Source organism: Cryobacterium sp. TMT1-2-1 (assembly GCF_004403955.1).
GTDB classification, from domain to species: domain Bacteria; phylum Actinomycetota; class Actinomycetes; order Actinomycetales; family Microbacteriaceae; genus Cryobacterium; species Cryobacterium psychrotolerans.
On sequence record NZ_SOHC01000082.1, the window covers coordinates 17,940 to 37,733 of the forward strand.

Genomic DNA, 19,794 nt, shown 5'->3' on the forward strand with positions numbered 1-19,794 from the left:
GCTGCCCGCCTACCGGAATGCCGGAATGCCGGTGATGTGGCTGCCGAGAATGAGGGTGTGCACCTCGTCGGTGCCCTCGTAGGTGCGCACGGACTCCAGGTTGTTCGCGTGGCGCAGCGGCGAGTAGTCCAGCGTGATGCCGTTGCCACCGAGGATGGAGCGGGCCTCCCGGCAGACGTCGAGGGCCTCACGCACGTTGTTGAGCTTGCCCAAGGAAATCTGCACCGGCTCGAGGACGCCGGCGTCCTTCATGCGGCCGGTGTGGATGGCGAGCAGGGTGCCCTTCTGGATCTCAAGCAGCATGTTCACGAGCTTGAGCTGCGTGATCTGGTACGCGGCGAGGGGCTTGTCGAACTGAAGGCGGTCAAGGGAATAGGCCAGCGCCACCTCGTAGCTGTCCCTGGCCGCGCCCATCGCGCCCCAGATGATGCCGTAGCGGGCCTCATTCAGGCAAGCGAACGGTCCTCTTAGTCCCCGGGCGCCCGGCAGCAGGGCGGCGTCCGGAAGGCGAACATCCTCGAGCAGAATGTCGCATTGGATGGAGGCGCGCATCGAGAGCTTAGACTCGATTGGGGTGGCCGTGAAGCCCGGAGCGTCGGTGGGCACTATGAAACCGCGCACGCCGTCTTCCGTCATCGCCCAGATGATTGCGATGTCGGCAACGGAGGCGAGGCCGATCCACCGCTTGGAGCCGGCGAGTATCCAGCCGCCGTCCCCATCACGGCGGGCGGTCGTGGCCATGCTCGACGGGTCGGAGCCTGCGGTCGGCTCGGTGAGTCCGAAGCATCCGATCAGCCGGCCGGCCGCCATCTCGGGCAGGAACCGGGTCTTCTGCTCCTCGGAGCCCCACTTGTGGATGCTGCTCATGGCGAGGGACCCCTGCACGCTCACGAAGGTGCGCAGGCCGGAGTCCCCGGCTTCGAGTTCCATGGCGGCGAGGCCGTATTCCACGCTTGACCGGCCCGGGCAGCCGTAGCCCGTCAGGTGCATGCCGAGGAGCCCGAGCGCTCCCATTTGCTGCACGATGTCGAGCGGAAAGTGCGCCGATTCGTACCAGTCCGAGATGTGCGGCTTGATGCTGTCCTGCACGAAGCGTCGAACCGTGTCACGCAGTTCGAGTTCCGCTGCGCTCAGCAGCCCATCGAGGTTCAGGACATCCGAGGTGGTCGCGGGCATATGAGTGGCTCCTTTGCCGGGTTGGCGCGCTGGGTGACCAGCTGCACGGTATCGACTGTGCCAGCAAATCTATTTTCGATCCAATACCAAATCCCTCGGCAATTTGTTCTCTATTCGGTATGAATCGCGGCACCAGGCGCCACCGCGGGTGTCGGGAGCACTCGTTCCGAGAGCCTCAAAACCTCCCGCAGCGCGGGGCTGTCATTGTCGCTGCGCCACACGAGCTGCAGCAGGATGGGCTCCGTGTCGTCCTCGAGCGGGAGGAAGATCACGCCGGGATAGTAGACGTTCTCGGCCACGGTGGAGACGGTGAGCGCAATGCCGATCTCGGCGGCGACGAGTGAGACCAGGGTCCACGTGTCGGGAGCGACCTGCACGATGGAGGGCACGAAGCCGGCCGTGCTTGCCAATCGAAACAGGTGGTCACGCAGGATCGCTCCGGGGTCCTGCGGGAGAGTCACGAAGGGTTCACCGACGAGATCGGCCATGGAGACCGATTTCCGATCGGCGAGCGGATGACTGGAGTGGATCGCGATAACCAGGTTTTCGTAGGCGATCACGCGGTGCTCGATTCCCGCCGGGATGAAGTTCCACCGCCCCAGGCCGATCTCCATCTCCTTGTTGATCACCTTGTCGAGGGCCGGGATCGCGAAGTTGGAGCTGTAGAGCTCGAAGTCGATTCCCGGATGCGTTTCCCGAACGAGTTTGGCGAGCTTGCCCACCATCACGTGCGAGGAAGCCCCGGCGAAGGCAACCCGCACCCGTCCCGTCTCGCCCTTGCCTGCCGAAGCCACGGCGATCCCGGCCCGCCGTACGCCGTCGAGGATATCCCTGGCCGGCCGCACGAGTGCCTCTCCGGCCGGCGTGAGCCGCACGGAGCGAGTGCTGCGCGCGAAGAGCAGCGTTCCCAGTTCGCGCTCCAGGTTCTGGATGGCCCGGCTCAGCGGGGGTTGCGCGATGAAGAGCTTCTCGGCCGCCCGGCCGAAATGCAGTTCCTCGGCCACCGCCAGGAAGGCTCGAATCTGCTGGATTTCCATGCCTCCACTATTGCCAAGGGCGCATGAAAGTGTCAAGCACTTATGCATTATTGCTGCTGAGGTATCAATCACTGGCGCAATTGATATTGGACGTGCAGTAATCCTCTTGCAACAGTGGAGGCACGACAGACGAACAGGGAGCCATTCAATGGATGAATCTGGCGCAGCAACGAGGCTGCACAGTATTTTCGGTCGACCGGGCAGCGGGCCGCTGAGCGGCATCGTCGTGGCGGACTTCAGCCGCGTTCTCGCCGGTCCGTATTGCACGATGCTGCTTGCCGACATGGGCGCCACGGTCATCAAGGTGGAGAGCCTGCAGGGCGACGACACCCGTGGCTGGATTCCGCCGGTGCGCGACGACGAGGCCACCTTCTATCTCTCGGTGAACCGCAACAAGCACTCGATTGCGCTCGACCTGAACGATGCGGCCGACCTCGAGGTGGCGCACGAGCTCGCCGCCAGGGCAGACATCCTGGTGGAGAACTTCAAGCCCGGCGGCCTCGAACGGTTCGACCTCGACTACGACTCGGTCATCACCCGCAATCCCGAGGTGATCTACGCCTCGATCACCGGTTTCGGCACCGGGGCGGGGGCGGGGCTACCCGGGTACGACCTGCTCGTGCAGGCCGTCTCCGGCATGATGAGCCTCACCGGCGGACAGGACACCGAGCCCTACCGCGCGGGTCTGGCCATGTTCGACGTGATCACCGGACTCCACGCGGCCATGGGCATCCTGGGCGCCCTGCACCACAAGGACCTCACCGGGAGTGGCCAGCTGGTGGAACTCAACCTGCTCTCCTCCGCGCTCTCCGGAATGGTCAACCAGTCGGCCGCCTACGTCACGGGCGGCGTCATCCCCACCCGCATGGGCAACGAGCACCCGAGCCTCTACCCGTATGAGCCGATGCCCACCGGCGACGGCATGCTCATCATCGCCGCGGGCAACAACCCTCAATTCACCAGGTTGTGCATGGCGCTCGATGTCGCCGAGACGGCGACGGATGTCCGCTTCAGTTCGCCGCAGCAACGCAACGCGAACCGCGGCGCGCTGCGTGAGATTCTCCAGCACGAGCTGGCCCGGCGCTCGGCGGCGGAGTGGTTCGAGTTGCTCTCCGAACTGGGCCTGCCCTGTGCGCCCATCCAGGACGTGAAGGGTGGCATCGAGCTCGCGGAAAAGCTCGGTCTGGAGCCGGTCGTGCTGGCCGGAACCGGGGATCGCCGCATTCCCACGGTGCGGCATCCGGTGAAGTTCTCCCAGACCCCGGTGACCTACGACCTTGCGCCGCCGCAGCTCAACGAGAGCTCCGCGCTCGTGCGTTCCTGGCTTGCCACACGCGAGGAGCAACTCGTTGACTGATCCGTTCCGCGCCGCCGTCGGTGTGCGCTGGAGCGACCAGGACCGGAACGGACACGTCAACAATGCCCGGGTGGCGACGCTGCTCGAGGAAGCCAGGCTGCAGTGGAGGGCGCACGCTATGGCGGATGTCGACAACGTCGACGCCTCAACGGTCGTGGCGGCGCTGCAGCTCAGCTTTCGCCGTCCGATCGAATTCGGTCCTCCCGTCGAGATCGACGTGTGGGTCTCCCGGGTGGGGTCCAAGTCCTACACCCTGCACTATTCGGGGGTTCAGGCGGGCCACCCGGTCCTGGACGCCTCGACGGTGATGGTTCCCGTGCGCCCCACCGACGGCGCCGCACGCGTGCTCGAAGCCGGGGAGCGCCGCTCCCTCGCACGCTGGTTCATCGCCGAAACAGCGCCGCAGCAGTAGCCACAGAAAGGCATCACATGACCACCCGAGAGATCAACAGCGACTATTACCTGGTCGACGACTTCCTGAGCGACGAGGAACGGGCCATCCGGCTGAAAGTGCGTGCCTTCGCCGACGCCGAAGTGCTTCCCATCATCAACGACTACTGGGACCGGGCCGCGTTCCCCTTCGAACTGGTGCCGAAGATCGCCAGGCTCGGCATCGTGGGCGGCACGATCGAGGGGTACGGATGCCCCGGCATGAGCCGGCTGGGAGCGGGAATGGTGTCCCTCGAAATGTCCCGCGCCGACGGGTCGATCAATACCTTCATCGGCGTGCAGACCGGCCTCACCATGGGTACCATCAACATGCTCGGCAGCACGGAGCAAAAACAGCGCTGGCTGCCCGGCCTGGCTGCGCTCGACCTAGTGGGTGCGTTCGGGCTCACGGAGCCGGGGCACGGATCCGACTCGGTGGCCCTCGAAACGAGCGCCCGCCGCGATGGCGCGCACTACGTGCTCAACGGAGCCAAACGCTGGATCGGCAATGCCAGCTTTGCCGACGTCGTCGTCATCTGGGCCCGCGACGAGTCCGACGGGCACGTGAAGGCGTTCGTGATGGAGAAGAACGCAGACGGGTCGTTCCCGGATGGCTACGAAGCGACCGTCATCACGGGCAAAATCGGCAAGCGGGCGATTCTGCAGCCGGACATCATGATCACCAACCTTCGCATTCCCGCCGAGAACAAGCTGGTCGAAGGCAATTCCTTCAAGGACGCCGTTCGAGTGCTCAATTCCACCCGGGGCGGGGCCTCCTGGGAGGCCCTCGGGCACGGCATCGCCGCCTACGAGGCCGCCGTGACGTATGCCCGTGACCGGGTGCAGTTCGGCAAGCCCATCGCGAGCTACCAACTCGTGCAGAACAAGCTCGCCAACATGCTTGCCGAACTCACCGCGATGCACCTGATCTGCTTTCGCCTGGCCGCCCTGTCCGACCAGGGCAAGATGACCGGCGCCATGGCTTCCGTCGCCAAAATGCACACCGCCCAGAAGGGGCGCTGGATCTGCCAGGAGGCCCGCGACATCCTCGGCGGCAATGGGTTGCTGCTGGAGAACCACGTGGCCAGGCACCTCACCGACATGGAGGTCGTGCACACCTACGAGGGCACGGACTCCATCCAATCGCTGCTGATCGGCCGCGACATCACCGGAATTTCCGCGTTCGCGTGAGCCCGCGGCCCGCGACCACACAACCAGAACGAATGATCAAGGGAGATTCAATGAACAGGCTGAGCAACAGGGTCGCCGTGATCACCGGCGGAGCCCAGGGCATCGGTGCGGCCACGGCCTTGCGCCTGGCGGCAGAAGGCGCGCAGGTGGCCATCCTCGACCTCAACGGGGACCGCGCGGCGGCCACGGCCGAGGAGATCTCCTCGACTGACGCGGTCGTCGCGGCCGGCGGGTCTGCCCGCGGCCTCGTCTGCGACGTCACCGACGAGCTCAGGGTTTCCGAGGCGTTCGACGAGGTGTTCGCAACGGCTGGCCGCCTCGACATCCTCGTGAACAACGCCGGGATCACGCGCGACAACCTCTTCTTCAAAATGGGGCGTGCCGACTGGGACTCTGTGCTCGTGACCAACCTCACGAGCGCGTTCCTGTGCGCCCAGGCGGCCCAGAGATTCATGGTGCCGGCGCGGTACGGCAAGATCGTGAGCCTGAGCAGCCGCTCGGCCCTCGGCAACAGGGGGCAGGCGAACTATGCGGCGGCCAAGGCGGCGATCCAGGGTCTGACTGCCACCCTCGCGCTCGAGCTCGGCCCGTTCAACATCACCGTGAATGCCGTGGCACCCGGCTATATCGCCACGGCCATGACGGCGGCCACGGCCGAGCGGGTGGGAAGCACCACGGAGGACCACCAGCAGGTGGTCGCCGACCGCACCCCGCTCGGCCGGGTGGGCGCTGCAGAGGAGGTCGCCGCCGCGATCGCCTTCTTCGCGAGCGACGATTCCTCCTACGTCTCCGGCCAGACCCTCTACATCAACGGCGGTGCGCGCTGATGGCCGAGGCGTTTCTCGTGGGCGGGGTGCGCACCCCCGTTGGTCGTTATGGCGGAGCCCTGTCGGGCATCCGACCCGATGACCTGGCGGCGCTGGTTCTCGGCGAGCTCGTGCAGCGCACCGGCATCGATCCGGCCGCCATTGACGAGGTGATCCTCGGCAACGCCAACCAGTCCGGCGAAGACAGCCGCAATGTGGCGCGCCTCGCGAGCCTGCTGGCCGGCTTTCCCGACGAGATCCCCGGGCTCACGGTCAACCGTCTGTGTGCCTCCGGCCTGAGCGCCATCATCCTGGCCTCCCAGATGATCAAGAGCGGCGCCGCCGACATCGTCGTGGCCGGCGGCGTGGAATCCATGTCCAGGGCTCCCTGGGTGCTCGCTAAACCCGAGAAGGCATTCGGGCGCCCGGGCGAGATCGCCGACACGAGCATCGGAGCACGTTTCATCAACCCCAGATTTCCGTCCACCAGCACCCTGTCGATGCCCGAGACGGCCGAGGAACTCGCGGGGGTCGACAAGATCTCGCGCGACGACGCGGATGCCTTTTCCCTGGGCTCGCATGAGCGTTCTCTCGCTGCCATCGACGGCGGCCGCTTCGCGGCCGAAATCGTTGCGGTGGCCACGAAAGGGGGTCTCGTGGAGCACGACGAGGGTCCGAGGCGCGAAACCACCCTCGAGGCGCTGGCGGGCCTGCGCTCGGTCGTGAGGCCCGGCGGGATCGTCACGGCGGGCAACTCCAGCACGCTCAACGACGGCGCCTCCGCCGTAATCGTGGCCAGCGGCCGGGCCATCGAACGACTGGGCCTGCAGCCACGGGCACGCATCGTCGACGGGGCGTCGGCCGGGGTGCCCCCGCGGATCATGGGCATCGGCCCCGTACCGGCCACCCGCAAGGTGCTCAGCCGCGCGGGGTGGTCGGTTGGGGACGTGGGGGCGATCGAGCTGAACGAGGCGTTTGCGGTGCAGGCGCTTGCCTGCATCCGCCGCCTCGGGCTCGACCCGCAGATCGTGAACAGGGACGGCGGGGCAATCGCTCTCGGGCATCCGCTCGGCTCATCGGGCTCGCGCATCGCCATCACCCTGATGGGCCGCATGGAGCGCGAGGGTGCCCGCCGGGGCCTGGCAACGATGTGCGTGGGGCTCGGCCAGGGCACGGCGATGCTGCTCGAACGGGTCTGAGCCGCCCGCCGCTTTCATGTGGCTGGGGTATCAATACGCCCGCGAAATAGTATTGGAGATGTAATTAAGATTCTGCGACAGTGAAATGGGCTGGTGAGAATCACCCCACCATGAGGCGCAAAACAGATGACAATGAGGTCAGCTTTGAAGAAGAACACCGTTGTATTCCTGCCCGCACTCGCCGGACTGGCCATGATGGGCCTCGTCGGCTGCAGTGCCGCCGGCTCCCAGGCTGCAGAAGCCGACTACCCGTCGAAACCGGTCACCTTCGTGGTGCCGTTCGCCGCCGGCGGTCCCTCCACCGTGACGGCCCTGGCCTTCGCCTCCTGCCTCGAGAAGGGTCTCGGGCAGCCCTTCGTGATCGAGAACCAGCCCGGGGCCAGCGGGGGCCTGGCCATGCAGGAGGTGTCGAGTGCCAAACCGGACGGCTACACCCTGACCCTGGGCACGAACGGTCCGCTCGTCATGAACCCCATGATCAACAAGCTCAACTACGGCATCGAAGACTTCACCTCGGTCGGCGTGATGGCGCAGATGCCCACCGTGCTCGTGGTCGGTGAGGATTCCCCCTACGAGAGCGCCGACGAGTTCTTCGCCGCGGCCGAAAAGCACCCGGGCAAGCTCAGCGTCGCCATCCCCGGGGCAACGACCTCCGCGGCCATCGAGTTGAAGCGACTGAGCGACGAATATGACATCGAGGTCACCGCCGTTCCCGCCGTCGGCAACGCCGAGATGACCACGAGCCTGCTCGGCGGTCACGTCGACGCGCTCTTCATCACCGACCACCAGGACGTGCAGTCGCGTATCGATGAGGGGTCGTTCGTACCGCTCGCCGTGAGCAGCCCGGAACGGGCGGGCTGGTACCCCGATGTGCCGACCCTGGCCGAACAGGGATTCCCTGAGCTCGTCAATGCCGTGTCGGTCTTCGGCGTTGTCGGACCGAAGGGCCTGCCCGACGCTGTCGTATCCACCCTCGAGGCCGAACTCCAGACCTGTTCGGCCGACCCGGCCGTGATCAAACAGGTGGGCGAGATGTTCATACCGGAGCAGTTCAGCGGCGCCGGGGCCCTCGACGAGATCTTCGCCGACATGCAGGACCTCTACGAACCCATCCTCGGACAAAAATGAGTGCCATCAAGCTCGAGGCACCCCAGGGTACTGAGGCCGATCCGGCCGCAACGCCCGGCCGCCATGCGGGCCGCTACCGCCTCGTCCCGCTCGTGTTGCTTGCGACGGGGATCGCTGCCGTGATCGGATCCTGGCGCCTCACGCTCGGCGAACTCAACAGCCCCGGACCCGGGCTCTGGCCGTTCGTGGTTTCCGTCGCGGCCACGATCGCGGCGGGCATCCTCGCGATCGTTCCCGACACGGAAGCCTACGAGAAATGGACCAGGCGCACGACCATGCTCGCAGGGGGCGTGCTGAGCCTCGTCGTCTTCATCCTGCTGTTTGAGGCGATCGGCTTCGTCGCTCCCTCCGTCCTCCTGCTCCTGCTCTGGTTGCGAGCGTTCGGCGAGGAGTCCTGGCGCCTTGCCCTCGTACTTGCCGTCGGCGGCACCGCCGTCTTCTACGTGGGCTTCGCCGTTCTGCTCGGTGTCCCCTTTCCCGACGACATCGTCGTGGGCACCATCACCCGACTGATCGGAATGTGACATGGACGTCTTGAACAATCTGGGCCTCGGCTTCTCCGTTGCCTTCGACCCCATGAACCTCCTGTTCGTCTTCGTGGGCGTGGTCATCGGCACAGCCATCGGCGTGCTGCCGGGTCTCGGCCCGACGGCCACGATCGCTCTCCTGCTGCCGATCACCTACACGATGGATGCCACGAGTGCCGTGATCATGCTCGCGGGCATCTACTACGGCTCCATGTATGGCGGCACGATCACCTCGGTTCTGCTGCGCATCCCGGGGGAGGCGGCATCCGTCGTCACGACCTTTGACGGCTACCAGATGACCAAGCAGGGCCGGGCCGGGCCCGCACTCGGAATCAGCGCGATCGGCAGCTTCATCGGCGGTACCGTGGCCATCATCGGCCTCACCTTCCTGGCCCCCGTGCTGGCGAAGGTCGCCGTGGCCGTGGGGCCGGCCTCCTACGTGGCCATCATGGTGCTGGGGCTCTTCCTCGTCACGTCCCTGGGCACGGGGTCCACCATGAAGAGCCTGTGCATGGCCGCGATCGGCCTGCTGCTCTCGACCGTGGGCCAGGACCCGATCACGGGAACGGCACGCTTCACCTTCGGCATCCCGTCGCTGCTCGGCGGGCTGGACTTTGTGGCGATCGCCATGGGACTGTTCGGCGTCGGCCAGCTGCTGCACAGCCTCGAGCGCACCGAGAAAGCGCAGGCGATCACGACGAAGATCAGGAATATCTGGCCATCGCGCAAGGACTTTCGCGACTCCTCCGGCGCCATCGCCCGCGGCTCACTGCTCGGCTTCGTGATCGGGGTTCTGCCCGGTGGCGGCGGCGTCATTTCCTCCCTCGCCTCCTATGCGCTCGAGAAACGGCGCGCGAAAGACCCGTCGAGGTTCGGGAAGGGAGCGATTGAGGGGGTTGCGGGTCCGGAGACGGCGAACAACGCCTCGTCGACATCCGCTTTCATACCGCTCCTGATCCTCGGCATTCCCTCGAACGTTGTGCTCGCGATGCTTTACGGGGCGTTGTTGCTGCAGGGGATCACACCCGGCCCCTCGCTGATCGAGGACCGCCCGGACATCTTCTGGGGCGTCATCGCGTCGATGTATGTCGGCAACGTGATGCTGTTGATTCTCAACATCCCACTGATCGGCATTTTCATTCAAATGCTGCGCGTTCGAACGGGCATCCTCGCGGCCTTCGCCCTCATGGTGGTCATGGTGGGCGTGTACTCGATCAACAACAATCCCTTCGACATGTGGGTGGTGTTGATCTTCGGCGTCTTCGGCTGGATCATGATCAAGACCGGTTTCGACGCGGGACCACTCGTCCTCGCCTTCATCCTCGGGCCGATTCTCGAGCGGTCGTTTCGTCAGTCGATGCTCATCTCCGGCGGAAGCTTCGACATCTTCATTACCGATCCGATCTCGGCGACCATCTTTGGGATCCTCGCGGTGTTCCTCGCGTACTCGTTCATCAACAACAGGCGTCGCGCCCGGGAGGCCACGGCTCCTGCCGCCGTCCCCGTGGACACCCGGGTGGACGCGAAGTAGCGCCCCGGCAGGCACGCCGCGCGTGCAGCGATTGGACGTGCGAAGCTCAGGCGATGGCGATGGCGGGCCGTCGTCATCTGGCTGCGGCGGCGGCTCGGGTCTGCCAGCATTGAGGGATGACCTATGCGCCCTCTGACAGCAGATACGAGTCCATGCCGTACCGGCGATCCGGTCGGAGCGGCCTCCAGCTCCCCGCGATTTCCCTCGGCCTGTGGCAGAACTTCGGCCATGACAGGCCGATCGACACGCAGCGCGCGATCCTGCGCCGCGCCTTCGACCTCGGAATCACGCACTTCGACCTGGCCAACAACTACGGCCCGCCCTACGGCAGCGCCGAGACGAACTTCGGCCGGATCTTCCGTGAGGACTTCACCGCCCACCGCGACGAGCTGATCGTCTCCACCAAGGCCGGCTACGACATGTGGCCGGGGCCGTACGGCAACTTCGGCTCACGCAAGTACCTGCTGTCCAGCCTCGACCAGTCCCTGGACCGGATGGGCCTCGACTACGTCGACATCTTCTACTCGCACCGCGCCGACCCCGACACTCCGCTGGAAGAGACCATGGGCGCGCTGCACACCGCGGTCACCAGCGGCCGGGCGCTCTACGCCGGCATCTCGTCTTACTCGCCGGAGCGCACCCGGCAGGCGGCCGCGATCCTGGCCGACCTCGGCACCCCGCTGCTCATCCACCAGCCGTCGTATTCGATGTTCAACCGGTGGATCGAAGGCGAGCTGCTCGATACCCTCGCCGACCTGGGCGCCGGCTGCATCGCGTTCTCGCCGCTGGCGCAGGGCCTGCTGACCGACCGGTACCTGACCGGGGTGCCCCAGGGCTCCCGCGCGGCTTCGGCGGGTTCGATGAGCGACAGCATGATCAACGAGGAGACGCTCGGCCACATCCGCGCGCTCACCGAGATCGCGGCGGGCCGCGGGCAGTCGCTCGCGCAGCTCGCCCTGGCCTGGGCCCTGCGCGGAGGCGCAGTCACCTCCGCGCTGGTCGGCGCGTCATCCGTGGCGCAGCTGGAGACCAACGTCGCGGCCCTCGCGAACCTGGCCTTCGACGCCGACGAGCTCGCCGCCATCGACGAGCACGCCGTCGACCTGGCCATCAACCTCTGGGCCGAGTCGGGCGCCGTCTAGCGCCCGCGGCGCGTTCCGCCGAGAGTCGCCGTTCCTGCCGAGAGTCGCCGTTAGACCGGCGATTCTCGGCGCAATCGGCGAACTTCGACGCCTCGGGGCGGTGCGCGTCGAGTTTGACGGATGCGGTCGAGCTTGCCTGGTCTGCCGGCCAAAGTCGACCGGAACAGGCAAGCTCGGCGAACCAGGCCCGCTAGCGCGAGACCAGCGCCCGTTCGATCGCGGAGGCGAAGAACGTGAGCCCGTCGACGCCGGAACGCATTGCGTCGGCGGTGTCGGGGCCGAAGCCGGGCTCGACGGCGTGCTCGGGGTGCGGCATCAGGCCCACGACGTTCCCGCGGGCGTTCGACACGCCGGCGATGTCGTTCAGCGAGCCGTTCGGGTTGACCTCGAGGTAGCGCGCGACGACGCGACCTTCGCCCTCGAGGCGGGCGATCGCGTCGGCCGAGGCCGTGAAGCCGCCCTCGCCGTTCTTGAGCGGGATGGTGATCTCCTGGCCGGCCTCGAAGCTGCCGGTCCAGTCGGTGGCGTTGTTCTCGATGCGCAGCTTCTGGTCCCGGCAGATGAACCGGCCGTGGTCGTTGCGGATCAGCCCGCCCTCGAGCAGGTGCGCCTCGGCGAGCATCTGGAAGCCGTTGCAGATGCCGAGCACCGGCATCCCCTTGTTCGCGGCGTCGATGACCTCGGCCATGATCGGCGAGAGGCTCGCGATCGCGCCGGCGCGCAGGTAGTCGCCGTAGCTGAATCCGCCCGGCAGGACGAGCGCGTCGACGCCGTGCAGGTCGTGCTCGCCGTGCCAGAGGGCGACCGGCTCGGCGCCGGCGAGCCGGATCGCGCGCTGGGCGTCCCGGTCGTCGAGCGAGCCCGGGAAGGTGACGACGCCGATGCGCATCAGTGCGTCTCTCCGGCGGGCGCCTCCAGCACGTGGATGCCGACGACGTCCTCGATCACCGAGTTGGAGAGCACGCTGTCGGCGAGTTCCTGCACCTCGGCGAGCACGGCGTCATCAACATGACCGGCGACGGTGATCTCGAACCGCTTGCCGACGCGCACGCCGGAGAAACGGGTCTTACCAAGCCGACCGAGGGCGCCGGCGACGGCTTTTCCCTGGGGGTCAAGCAGCTCGGCCTTGGGCATAACTTCTACGACGATGGTTGGCATGGGGCTCACTCCGGAGGCGTCGGGGGGCGGACTCCCCAATTCTACAGGCCGTCCCCGGCCGGCCTGTCCCGGCCGGTCACGCTTCTGCGGTGAGCCCGCTCTGGCCGAGCAGGATGCCCCGCAGCACGTCCCGAATCGCCGCGACGCCCTCGTAGGTTTCGACGAAGCTCGTACTCAGCGGCGACAGGCCGATCCGCAGGCCGTCGGGCGCGCGGAAGTCGGGGATCACGTCGTGCTCCCAGAGCGTCTTCGTGACCTGGCGCATCGCCGGGTGGTTCACGGTGAGGTGCCCCCCGCGGTGGGTATGCTCGCGCGGCGACGCCACGGTCACGCCCAGCGGCACCAGCCAGGCGTCGACGAGGGTCAGGGCGAATTCGGTCAGGGCCACGGATTTCGCCCGTAGCTGCTCCATCCCGGCTTCCTCGATCATCGCGATGGTGTCCTGCATCGCGAGCATGCCGACGACGGCCGGCGTGCCGCTCATGAAACGGCGGATGCCGGTGGCCGGCACGTACCCCGGGCCCATCGTGAAGGCATCCTTCGTGCCCATCCAGCCCTGGATCGGCTGGGTGAGCACGTCCTGCAGGTCGCTGCGCACGTAGCCGAACGCGGGAGCGCCCGGACCGCCGCTGAGGTACTTGTAGGAGCAGCCGACGGCCAGGTCGACGTCGCACAGGTCGAGCTCGACCGGGACGGACCCGACGGAGTGGCTGAGGTCCCAGAGCACCAGGGCTCCCTCGGCATGGGCGACCTGCGTGATCTCGCGCATGTCGGCGAGGAAGCCGGAGCGGTAGGCGACATGGCTGAGCAGCACAAGCGAGGTCTGCGGGCCGACGGCGCGGCGCACCTGCTCGACGGTGACGCCGCCGGCCGGGTCGGGGCGCAGCCAGCGGAGGGTGAGTCCGCGCTCGGCGGCGATGCCCTCGAGCACGTAGCGGTCGGTGGGGAAGTTGTCGCTGTCGAGCACGATCTCGGTGCGGCCGGGGCGCGAGTCCACGGCGGCACGGGCGAGCTTGTAGAGCAGTACCGTGGTGGAATCGCCGATGAAGACCTGCCCGCCAGCGGCGCCGAGCGCGGCGCGGCCGAGGTCGTCGCCGATGGTGAGCGGCAGCTCCATCCACTCCTCGTCCCAGCCTCGGATCAGGCGGGTGGCCCAGGCGCCGGTCAGGAACTCGGTGATCCGCTCCACGCCGGCCAGTGTGGGCCGGCCGAGCGAGTTGCCGTCCAGGTAGGCCACGGGGTCAGGCTGCGGCCCGTCCGGGTCGGAGCCGGCCTCGGTGCCGACGAACCTGGCCCGGTAGTGCGCGAGCCCGTCGATGCGGTCCATCCGCCGGGCGAACGCGATGTGGGCGTCCAGGCCGCCGCCGACGACGGGGGTGGTGCTGGGGGTCATACGTATTCCTCGAGCTCGGAGCGGCTGAGCGCGCGTGCGGTGCACACCCATTCGGCGAATCCGGCCGGATCGGTCGGGCGCTCGCCGGGTATAACGCTAACGGTGCCGTGCGCGTTCGCGCTCGCCGAGCCGGCGGCGGGGAAGGCGGAGGTGAGGGCACCGAGCACCTCGTCCGGCGACATCCCGATGCGAAGCAGCGCGTCGATTTCGCGGCGGTTGAGCCCGAGCGGCAGCGGTCCGTTGCCGAGGTCGGTGCCGTAGAGCACCCGTCCGCCATGCGCGTGGAAGCGGCGCAGGTTGTCGGAGGCGCGGGCGAAGTCGTCGGTGGGCTCGCCCCAGCCGTGGATGTCCAGGGTGCTGATCCAGGTCATCTGCCCGGCCATCGCGTCGACGAGTTCGTCCACGAGGCGCTCGCTGAACGGGGTGTGCGCCAGTACGTCGACGCCGGCGATGAAGGCGCGCACGGCCTGGCCGACCCCCTCTGCGTGGGCGACGACCGGCGTGGAGCGCTCGTGGGCCCGGGCGATGATCGCCGCGAGCACGTCGGTGCCGAGCACGGGGCCGGCCACCGAGTTGAGGGTGACCTTGATCACGGATGCCCCTCCCGCCAGCTGGCGGTCGACGGCCGCGGCGGCATCCTCCGCCGTCGCCACCTCGCAGACGCTGCCGGCCGGAGCCCAGGACTGGGCGCCCGGGTAGCCGCCGGGAGCGGCGAGGAACTGGCCGGCGTGGGCGACTGCGAGCGGCGAAGAGCCGGTCCCGCTCGCCGCGGTGCCGCCGGGCTCCGGCGTCCAGCCGCCCAGGTCGACGACCCGGGCGATCCCGCCGGCGGCGAGGGCGGAGGGGTCGATCAGTGCCAGGTGCACGTGGGCGTCGAGGAACCAGGGGAGCACGGTGCCGCTCACGTTCCGACCTCCGTGCGCACGGCGAAGAGCTCCGGGAAGAAGGTCAGTTCCAGCGCCTTCCGCAGGAAGGCCGCGCCGCTCGATCCGCCGGTTCCCGACTTCATGCCGATGATGCGCTGCACGGTCTTGAGGTGGCGGAAGCGCCAGAGCTGGAAGTTGTCCTCGAGGTCGACGAGTTCCTCGCACGCCTCGTAGGCGGCCCAGTGCTCCGTGGCGTTCTCGTAGATGCGGCGGAAGACCTGCACGAGTTCCGGGTGCAGCTCCCAGGCCTCGGTGACATCGCGCTCGAGCACGGCGGCCGGGATGTCGTGGCCGGCGCGGTGCAGGTAGCGGAGGAACTCGTCGTAGATGCTCGGGGCGTCAAGCACCTCGCTGAGCAGGGCGTGCGCATCCGGGTCGCTGTCGAAGACGCTGAGCATGCGGCGGTTCTTGTTGCCGAGCGCGAACTCGACCGCGCGGTACTGGTAGGACTGGAAGCCGGAGGAGTTGCCGAGGAACCCGCGGAACTGGGCGTATTCGGTCGGGGTGAGCGTGGCCAGAACCGACCACTGCTCGGTCAGCGTGCGCTGGATGTGCTTGACCCGGGCGATCGCCTTGAGCGCAGGGGCGAGCTGGTCGGTGCGGAGGAACTCGGTCGCCGCCCGGAGCTCGTGCAGCACGAGCTTAAGCCACAGCTCGGTCGTCTGGTGCTGGATGATGAAGAGGAGCTCGTCGTGGTGCTCGGGAGTGCTGACGGGCTTCTGCGCGCTGAGCAGCGTGTCGAGGGCGAGGTAGGAGCCGTAGCTCATCTTGTCCCGGAAATCGGTCACGATCTCCGGATCGAACTCGCGGGTATTGTGCTCAACCGGCATGGGGATTTCCCTTTCCGAACCGGGCGAGCTTGTGGCCACGATGCCAGGTTCCATTGTCTGAATTCTCAGTGTTACGAGCTTCCCATGCAACTCAGCGCCCGCGAGACGCCTGGGCGGAGGATTCCCTCCGTGAATTGGGTCCCAGTGGTCCTAGACTCGGGGCCATGACTTCTTCCTCACGCGGCCCGCAGGAGGGGACCCTGCCGAGGCGCCGCGACGCCAGGCAAAACCGGGACCGGCTGATCACCGAGGCGCGGGCGATGATCGCCCAGAACGGCGTCGACGCGTCCCTCGAGGAGATCGCCCGCCGCTCCGACGTCGGCGTGGCCACGCTGTACCGTAACTTCCCGACCAGGGACGACCTCGTGCGCGCCCTCTACGACATCGCCCTCGCCCAGCTGGAGACCGTCCGCGAGGAAGTCGTTGCCGCGCCGAGCGCGTGGGACGGCGTCGTCGTCTATGCGGAGCGCGTCGCCGAGTGGCTCGTCGCCGACCCCTCGCTGCCGCACATCCTCAAGCGGATGGCCGCGGTCGACCCGTCCGCGCAGCCCGCCGCCGAATTCGGCAAGTTCATCGCGTCGCTCGTCGCCCAGGCCAAGCGCGACGGGGAGCTTCGCGCCGACGTCGAGACCGTCGACCTGGCCCTGCTCGTGACGCTGGTCGGCTCACTCGGCTCGCTCGGCGACGGCTATGCCGGCCAGTGGCGGCGCCAGCTCGGGATCGTGCTCGACGGCCTGCGCGAACCCGCCCGTGACCGCCCGAAGCTGCCGGGCAGGCCGCTGAGCCCGAACGAATTCCAGGCGACCGTGCACGGCCTGTCGCGCCGGGCCAGGCGGGTCGCATCCCGCCGCTCCGGCTCGGCGAAAGGAAACGGGGCCCGATGAAGCCGCCCACCGTCTACGACGTCGCCGCGCATGCGGGCGTGTCGATTGCGACGGTCTCCCGGGTGCTTCGTCGTCCCGATGATGTACGCGCATCCACACGCGAGCACGTCCTGGCCACGGTGCGGGAGCTCGGCTACGTGCCGAGCGCCAGCGCCCGAAGCCTCGCGGCCCGGCGCACGGGAGTGCTCGGCCTGTACTTCCCCGGGTTCGACGCGATGGAGGAGCTGGACGAGGCCGAGTTCAACCAGTCGGAGCCGGTGAACGTCATCGTCGACATGCCCGACTCGGGTGAGGTGCGCCCGCCCAACCTGTACTTCGACGAGGTGCTGCGGGGGAGTGAGCTCGAGGCCTGGCGCCGCGGCTTCGCGCTCCTGGTGGGCGTCGGCCGCGGGACGAACCCGGAGGAGATGGTCAGCGACATCGCCGGCCGCGTCGACGGGATGGCGGTGCTCGCCCGAAGCGTCCCCGACGCGCTGCTCGACCATATCTCCCGGAGGATACCCATCGTGCTCGTCGCCGGCCCCCGCCGCGGCGACAACTTCGACCATGTGAGCGTCAGCAACGTCGAAGGCATGCGCACCCTGACCGAACACCTGATCGACCGGCACGGCGTGCGGGCTCCCGTCTTCATCGGCGGCCCGGTCTATTCCCCGGATGACGCGGAGCGGTACGAGGGATTCGTCCAGGCCCTGGCCGCCCGGGACATCGACCCCGCCGCCCTCCCGATGCTGCGCGGAGACTTCTCGCGGATGCAGGCGCGCTCCATCGCCGAAGGTCTGGTGGCGGCTGGCGAGTTGCCCCGCGCCGTGGTGTGCTCCAACGACCAGATGGCCCTCGGTGTGCTCGACGTGCTGCGACGGCGCGGCATCCGCGTGCCGGAGGATGTCATCGTGACCGGTTTCGACGGGATCGAGGCCGGCCGGCAGTCGACGCCTCGGCTGACCACCGTGCACCAGCCGATGGTCGACCTCGGCCGGGCAGCGGTCCGGGCGATGCTCAGCCGGCTCGACAAGCGCGACCAGCCGCCCATCTCGCTGCGCCTGCCCGTGCAGGTGCTGCTGAGGGAAAGCTCCGAGGGGTCCGCCTAGCCTGGCAGGCGCCATCGCGTTGAGATGCGGACAAAGTACCCTCATGGCCCCAACGAAGGTACTTTGTCCGCAACTCAGCGGGAGCGGGCTCCTGGCGAGGGGATGGTTCCTCGCGCGAGAAATGACTTGACTCGCTGAATGTATGCGCTTACACTCAATGTCACTCGCTTTGCGCGCTCCTGTTCCCGGCAGGACGTCGGCCGCAGCAGCCCCAGTCAACGACGACACGAAGGAAGTTCCACTGCAATGAAGCATCTGAGAGGGCGCATCACCCGCACGGCCCTGGCCGTAATCGGGGTGACTGCAGTGCTGGCAACCAGCGCCTGCAGTATCGACGTCAAGAACAAGGCAAACAACGACGCTCCGGCGAGTGACGGCTCCCTGCTCGTCGCCGCCGACAACGGCTCCCCCACGTTCGAGAAGAACTTCAACCCGTTCTCCCCGAGCAAGCGCGTGGCCACCACCTACATGTACGAGCCGCTCCAGGTCATCAACACCCTCGACGGCAAGGCGACGCCGTTCCTGGCCACGGGCAACACCCTGCCCGACGCGCAGACCGTAGTCTACGACATCCGCACCGGCGTGAAGTGGTCAGACGGCACAGCGTTCACCGCCGCCGACGTGGCCTTCACGTTCAACCTGATCAAGGCCACCCCGGCCCTGGACGTGCAGGGCGCCTGGCAGCACATCAAGAGCCTCGAGGTCAAGGACGACACGGTCGTCTTCCACCTCAAGGCGGAGGATGTCCCGGCCGTCGCCATCATCAACCAGCAGCTCATCGTTCCGGAGCACATCTGGAAGGACGTCAAGGACCCGCTGACCTTCACCAACGAGGAGCCCGTCGCCAGCGGCCCCTACGTGCTCGACAAGTTCAGCCCGAACGAGTACACGCTGAAGAAGAACAAGGACTACTGGCAGGCCGACAAGGTCGCCGTCGACAAGCTCGTGCTGCCCGCGGCCAACAGCCAGCTCGACGTCGTCAACAACGGCTACGACTGGGCCTACGCGTTCATGACCGACGTCGAAGGCACCTGGGTCAACGCCGACAAGCAGCACAACAGCTACTGGTTCCCCCCGGGCGGCACGATCGCCCTGCTCCCGAACCTGACCAAGGCGCCCTTCAACGACCTCGACTTCCGTGAGGGACTGAGCTTCGCGCTCGACCGCGACAAGATCGCCGTGGATGCCGAGCAGGGTTACGTGGAGGCGGCCGGCCAGTCCGGTCTGCTGCTGCCCAACCAGGAGGAATGGCTGAGCGAGGACCTGCCGAACAGCGGGGCCATCGGCCAGGACACCGAGAAGGCGCTTGCCGCCTTCGAGAAGGCGGGCTACACGAAGAAGGGCGACAAGCTCGTCGACAAGGCCGGCAAGCAGCTCAAGATCACGATCACGACCGCCAACGGGTACACCGACTGGCTGCAGGGACTGCAGACGGTCCAGGCGCAGCTCGGCAAGCTCGGGATCGACGTCAAGCTCAGCCAGCCGCAGCCGGCCGCGTACTACAAGGCCCTCAACAACGGTGACTTCGACATCGCGATCACCGGCTTCGGTGGCACCGGCAGCGTCTTCGAGGACTTCAACCGCCTGCTGAACAGCGAGTTCGCGACCCCGGTCGGAACCTCGACCACCGCGAACTTCCAGCGCTTCACTGACCCGAAGGTCGACGCCCTGCTGGCCGACCTCAAGGCAGCCACCGGCGAGGAAGAGCAGAAGCAGATCGCCGCGGAGCTCCAGGGCGTCGTGTACGAGCAGCTCCCCGTGATCAGCATGTTCTATGGCGGACTCTGGGGTCTCTACAGCGACAAGAACTTCACCGGCTGGCCCACCGAGGACAACGCATACGCGCCGCCGAACACGTGGAACTCGACGCCGTTGCTCATCCTGACCAACCTGAAAAAGGCTTCCTAGCCCTTTCGGCCTGACGCGCGGGCGGGGCGGTTGCCCTGTCCCGCCCGCGCTGCCGGCCTCCCGTTTCCTCGATTCACCGGCCTC

General features: G+C 67.4%; 19 protein-coding genes. 12 read left to right on the forward strand and 7 right to left on the reverse strand.

The features are described 5' to 3' along the window. Positions 1-9: 9 nt before the first annotated feature. Both E3T33_RS14605 and E3T33_RS14610 read right to left on the reverse strand, forming a co-directional pair. Positions 10-1,176, reverse strand: a complete 1,167-nt coding sequence (locus E3T33_RS14605) for an acyl-CoA dehydrogenase family protein (protein WP_092321492.1) — start codon at positions 1,174-1,176, stop codon at positions 10-12. Between the two features lie 110 nt (positions 1,177-1,286). Then, a complete protein-coding gene (locus E3T33_RS14610) occupies positions 1,287-2,213 on the reverse strand; it encodes a LysR substrate-binding domain-containing protein (RefSeq protein ID WP_092321493.1) in 927 nt (308 codons plus the stop codon). 148 nt (positions 2,214-2,361) lie between these two features. Here E3T33_RS14610 and E3T33_RS14615 point away from each other — a divergent pair, with 148 nt between their 5' ends. The 9 genes from E3T33_RS14615 to mgrA all read left to right on the forward strand — a co-directional run bounded on the left by E3T33_RS14615 (position 2,362) and on the right by mgrA (position 11,523). Then, positions 2,362-3,570, forward strand: coding sequence for a CoA transferase (locus E3T33_RS14615; protein WP_134575668.1), 1,209 nt, complete (start codon positions 2,362-2,364; stop codon positions 3,568-3,570). Further along, positions 3,563-3,982, forward strand: coding sequence for a thioesterase family protein (locus tag E3T33_RS14620; RefSeq protein ID WP_166784510.1), 420 nt, complete (start codon positions 3,563-3,565; stop codon positions 3,980-3,982). Before E3T33_RS14615 ends, E3T33_RS14620 begins: the two co-directional genes overlap by 8 nt. Before the next feature lie 17 nt (positions 3,983-3,999). Continuing rightward, on the forward strand, positions 4,000-5,190 hold the full coding sequence (locus tag E3T33_RS14625; RefSeq protein ID WP_134575670.1) for an acyl-CoA dehydrogenase family protein: 1,191 nt from the start codon (positions 4,000-4,002) through the stop codon (positions 5,188-5,190). A 50-nt stretch (positions 5,191-5,240) separates the two neighbouring features. Next, the gene (gene fabG / locus E3T33_RS14630) at positions 5,241-6,017 is read left to right on the forward strand and encodes a 3-oxoacyl-ACP reductase FabG (RefSeq protein ID WP_092321706.1); all 777 of its coding nucleotides are present in this window, start codon (positions 5,241-5,243) and stop codon (positions 6,015-6,017) included. Beyond that, positions 6,017-7,195, forward strand: a complete 1,179-nt coding sequence (locus tag E3T33_RS14635) for an acetyl-CoA C-acyltransferase (protein WP_134575671.1) — start codon at positions 6,017-6,019, stop codon at positions 7,193-7,195. Before fabG ends, E3T33_RS14635 begins: the two co-directional genes overlap by 1 nt. A gap of 126 nt (positions 7,196-7,321) precedes the next feature. After that, positions 7,322-8,323 carry a tripartite tricarboxylate transporter substrate binding protein gene (locus E3T33_RS14640; RefSeq protein WP_198417097.1) on the forward strand — a complete coding sequence of 334 codons (1,002 nt, stop codon included), beginning with the start codon at positions 7,322-7,324 and terminating at the stop codon, positions 8,321-8,323. Continuing rightward, positions 8,320-8,847: a tripartite tricarboxylate transporter TctB family protein gene (locus tag E3T33_RS14645; protein WP_134575673.1), complete on the forward strand. Its 528-nt coding sequence runs from the start codon at positions 8,320-8,322 to the stop codon at positions 8,845-8,847. The genes E3T33_RS14640 and E3T33_RS14645 overlap by 4 nt, the downstream gene beginning before the upstream one ends. A gap of 1 nt (position 8,848) precedes the next feature. Continuing rightward, the gene (locus tag E3T33_RS14650) at positions 8,849-10,381 is read left to right on the forward strand and encodes a tripartite tricarboxylate transporter permease (protein WP_134575675.1); all 1,533 of its coding nucleotides are present in this window, start codon (positions 8,849-8,851) and stop codon (positions 10,379-10,381) included. Between the two features lie 116 nt (positions 10,382-10,497). Then, positions 10,498-11,523 (forward strand): L-glyceraldehyde 3-phosphate reductase, encoded by a 1,026-nt coding sequence (gene mgrA, locus E3T33_RS14655; protein WP_134575677.1) that lies wholly within the window; start codon positions 10,498-10,500, stop codon positions 11,521-11,523. Between the two features lie 190 nt (positions 11,524-11,713). On the opposite strand, the gene purQ is transcribed toward mgrA, so the two are convergent. From purQ to kynA, 5 genes are all read right to left on the reverse strand, one after another. Then, on the reverse strand, positions 11,714-12,412 hold the full coding sequence (gene purQ, locus E3T33_RS14660; RefSeq protein ID WP_092321501.1) for a phosphoribosylformylglycinamidine synthase subunit PurQ: 699 nt from the start codon (positions 12,410-12,412) through the stop codon (positions 11,714-11,716). Then, positions 12,412-12,681 carry a phosphoribosylformylglycinamidine synthase subunit PurS gene (purS, locus tag E3T33_RS14665; protein ID WP_092321502.1) on the reverse strand — a complete coding sequence of 90 codons (270 nt, stop codon included), beginning with the start codon at positions 12,679-12,681 and terminating at the stop codon, positions 12,412-12,414. Before purS ends, purQ begins: the two co-directional genes overlap by 1 nt. Positions 12,682-12,757: 76 nt before the next feature. After that, entirely contained in the window at positions 12,758-14,008 is a 1,251-nt protein-coding gene (locus E3T33_RS14670) for an aminotransferase class V-fold PLP-dependent enzyme (RefSeq protein WP_241982974.1), read from the reverse strand. 62 nt (positions 14,009-14,070) lie between these two features. Next, a complete protein-coding gene (locus tag E3T33_RS14675) occupies positions 14,071-14,979 on the reverse strand; it encodes a hypothetical protein (protein ID WP_092321504.1) in 909 nt (302 codons plus the stop codon). Continuing rightward, the gene (gene kynA / locus E3T33_RS14680; RefSeq protein WP_092321707.1) at positions 14,976-15,830 is read right to left on the reverse strand and encodes a tryptophan 2,3-dioxygenase; all 855 of its coding nucleotides are present in this window, start codon (positions 15,828-15,830) and stop codon (positions 14,976-14,978) included. The genes E3T33_RS14675 and kynA overlap by 4 nt, the downstream gene beginning before the upstream one ends. Before the next feature lie 164 nt (positions 15,831-15,994). Between kynA and E3T33_RS14685 the strand changes: the two genes are divergently transcribed. The 3 genes from E3T33_RS14685 (at position 15,995) to E3T33_RS14695 (ending at position 19,710) form a co-directional block, all read left to right on the forward strand. Further along, the gene (locus tag E3T33_RS14685) at positions 15,995-16,714 is read left to right on the forward strand and encodes a TetR/AcrR family transcriptional regulator (protein ID WP_092321505.1); all 720 of its coding nucleotides are present in this window, start codon (positions 15,995-15,997) and stop codon (positions 16,712-16,714) included. Then, on the forward strand, positions 16,711-17,802 hold the full coding sequence (locus tag E3T33_RS14690) for a LacI family DNA-binding transcriptional regulator (RefSeq protein ID WP_134575681.1): 1,092 nt from the start codon (positions 16,711-16,713) through the stop codon (positions 17,800-17,802). Before E3T33_RS14685 ends, E3T33_RS14690 begins: the two co-directional genes overlap by 4 nt. Before the next feature lie 246 nt (positions 17,803-18,048). Next, complete coding sequence (locus tag E3T33_RS14695; protein WP_092321507.1) at positions 18,049-19,710, forward strand: ABC transporter substrate-binding protein; 1,662 nt, start codon at positions 18,049-18,051, stop codon at positions 19,708-19,710. The last annotated feature ends 84 nt before the right edge of the window (positions 19,711-19,794 follow it).

Coding starts and splice junctions, on each gene's coding strand:
- E3T33_RS14605 (WP_092321492.1), bottom strand. CDS start 1,176: ATGCCCGCGACCACCTCGGATGTCCTGAACCTCGATGGGCTGCTGAGC.
- E3T33_RS14610 (WP_092321493.1), bottom strand. CDS start 2,213: ATGGAAATCCAGCAGATTCGAGCCTTCCTGGCGGTGGCCGAGGAACTG.
- E3T33_RS14615 (WP_134575668.1), top strand. CDS start 2,362: ATGGATGAATCTGGCGCAGCAACGAGGCTGCACAGTATTTTCGGTCGA.
- E3T33_RS14625 (WP_134575670.1), top strand. CDS start 4,000: ATGACCACCCGAGAGATCAACAGCGACTATTACCTGGTCGACGACTTC.
- fabG (WP_092321706.1), top strand. CDS start 5,241: ATGAACAGGCTGAGCAACAGGGTCGCCGTGATCACCGGCGGAGCCCAG.
- E3T33_RS14635 (WP_134575671.1), top strand. CDS start 6,017: ATGGCCGAGGCGTTTCTCGTGGGCGGGGTGCGCACCCCCGTTGGTCGT.
- E3T33_RS14640 (WP_198417097.1), top strand. CDS start 7,322: ATGACAATGAGGTCAGCTTTGAAGAAGAACACCGTTGTATTCCTGCCC.
- E3T33_RS14645 (WP_134575673.1), top strand. CDS start 8,320: ATGAGTGCCATCAAGCTCGAGGCACCCCAGGGTACTGAGGCCGATCCG.
- E3T33_RS14650 (WP_134575675.1), top strand. CDS start 8,849: ATGGACGTCTTGAACAATCTGGGCCTCGGCTTCTCCGTTGCCTTCGAC.
- mgrA (WP_134575677.1), top strand. CDS start 10,498: ATGACCTATGCGCCCTCTGACAGCAGATACGAGTCCATGCCGTACCGG.
- purQ (WP_092321501.1), bottom strand. CDS start 12,412: ATGCGCATCGGCGTCGTCACCTTCCCGGGCTCGCTCGACGACCGGGAC.
- purS (WP_092321502.1), bottom strand. CDS start 12,681: ATGCCAACCATCGTCGTAGAAGTTATGCCCAAGGCCGAGCTGCTTGAC.
- E3T33_RS14670 (WP_241982974.1), bottom strand. CDS start 14,008: ATGGACCGCATCGACGGGCTCGCGCACTACCGGGCCAGGTTCGTCGGC.
- kynA (WP_092321707.1), bottom strand. CDS start 15,830: ATGCCGGTTGAGCACAATACCCGCGAGTTCGATCCGGAGATCGTGACC.
- E3T33_RS14685 (WP_092321505.1), top strand. CDS start 15,995: ATGACTTCTTCCTCACGCGGCCCGCAGGAGGGGACCCTGCCGAGGCGC.
- E3T33_RS14690 (WP_134575681.1), top strand. CDS start 16,711: ATGAAGCCGCCCACCGTCTACGACGTCGCCGCGCATGCGGGCGTGTCG.
- E3T33_RS14695 (WP_092321507.1), top strand. CDS start 18,049: ATGAAGCATCTGAGAGGGCGCATCACCCGCACGGCCCTGGCCGTAATC.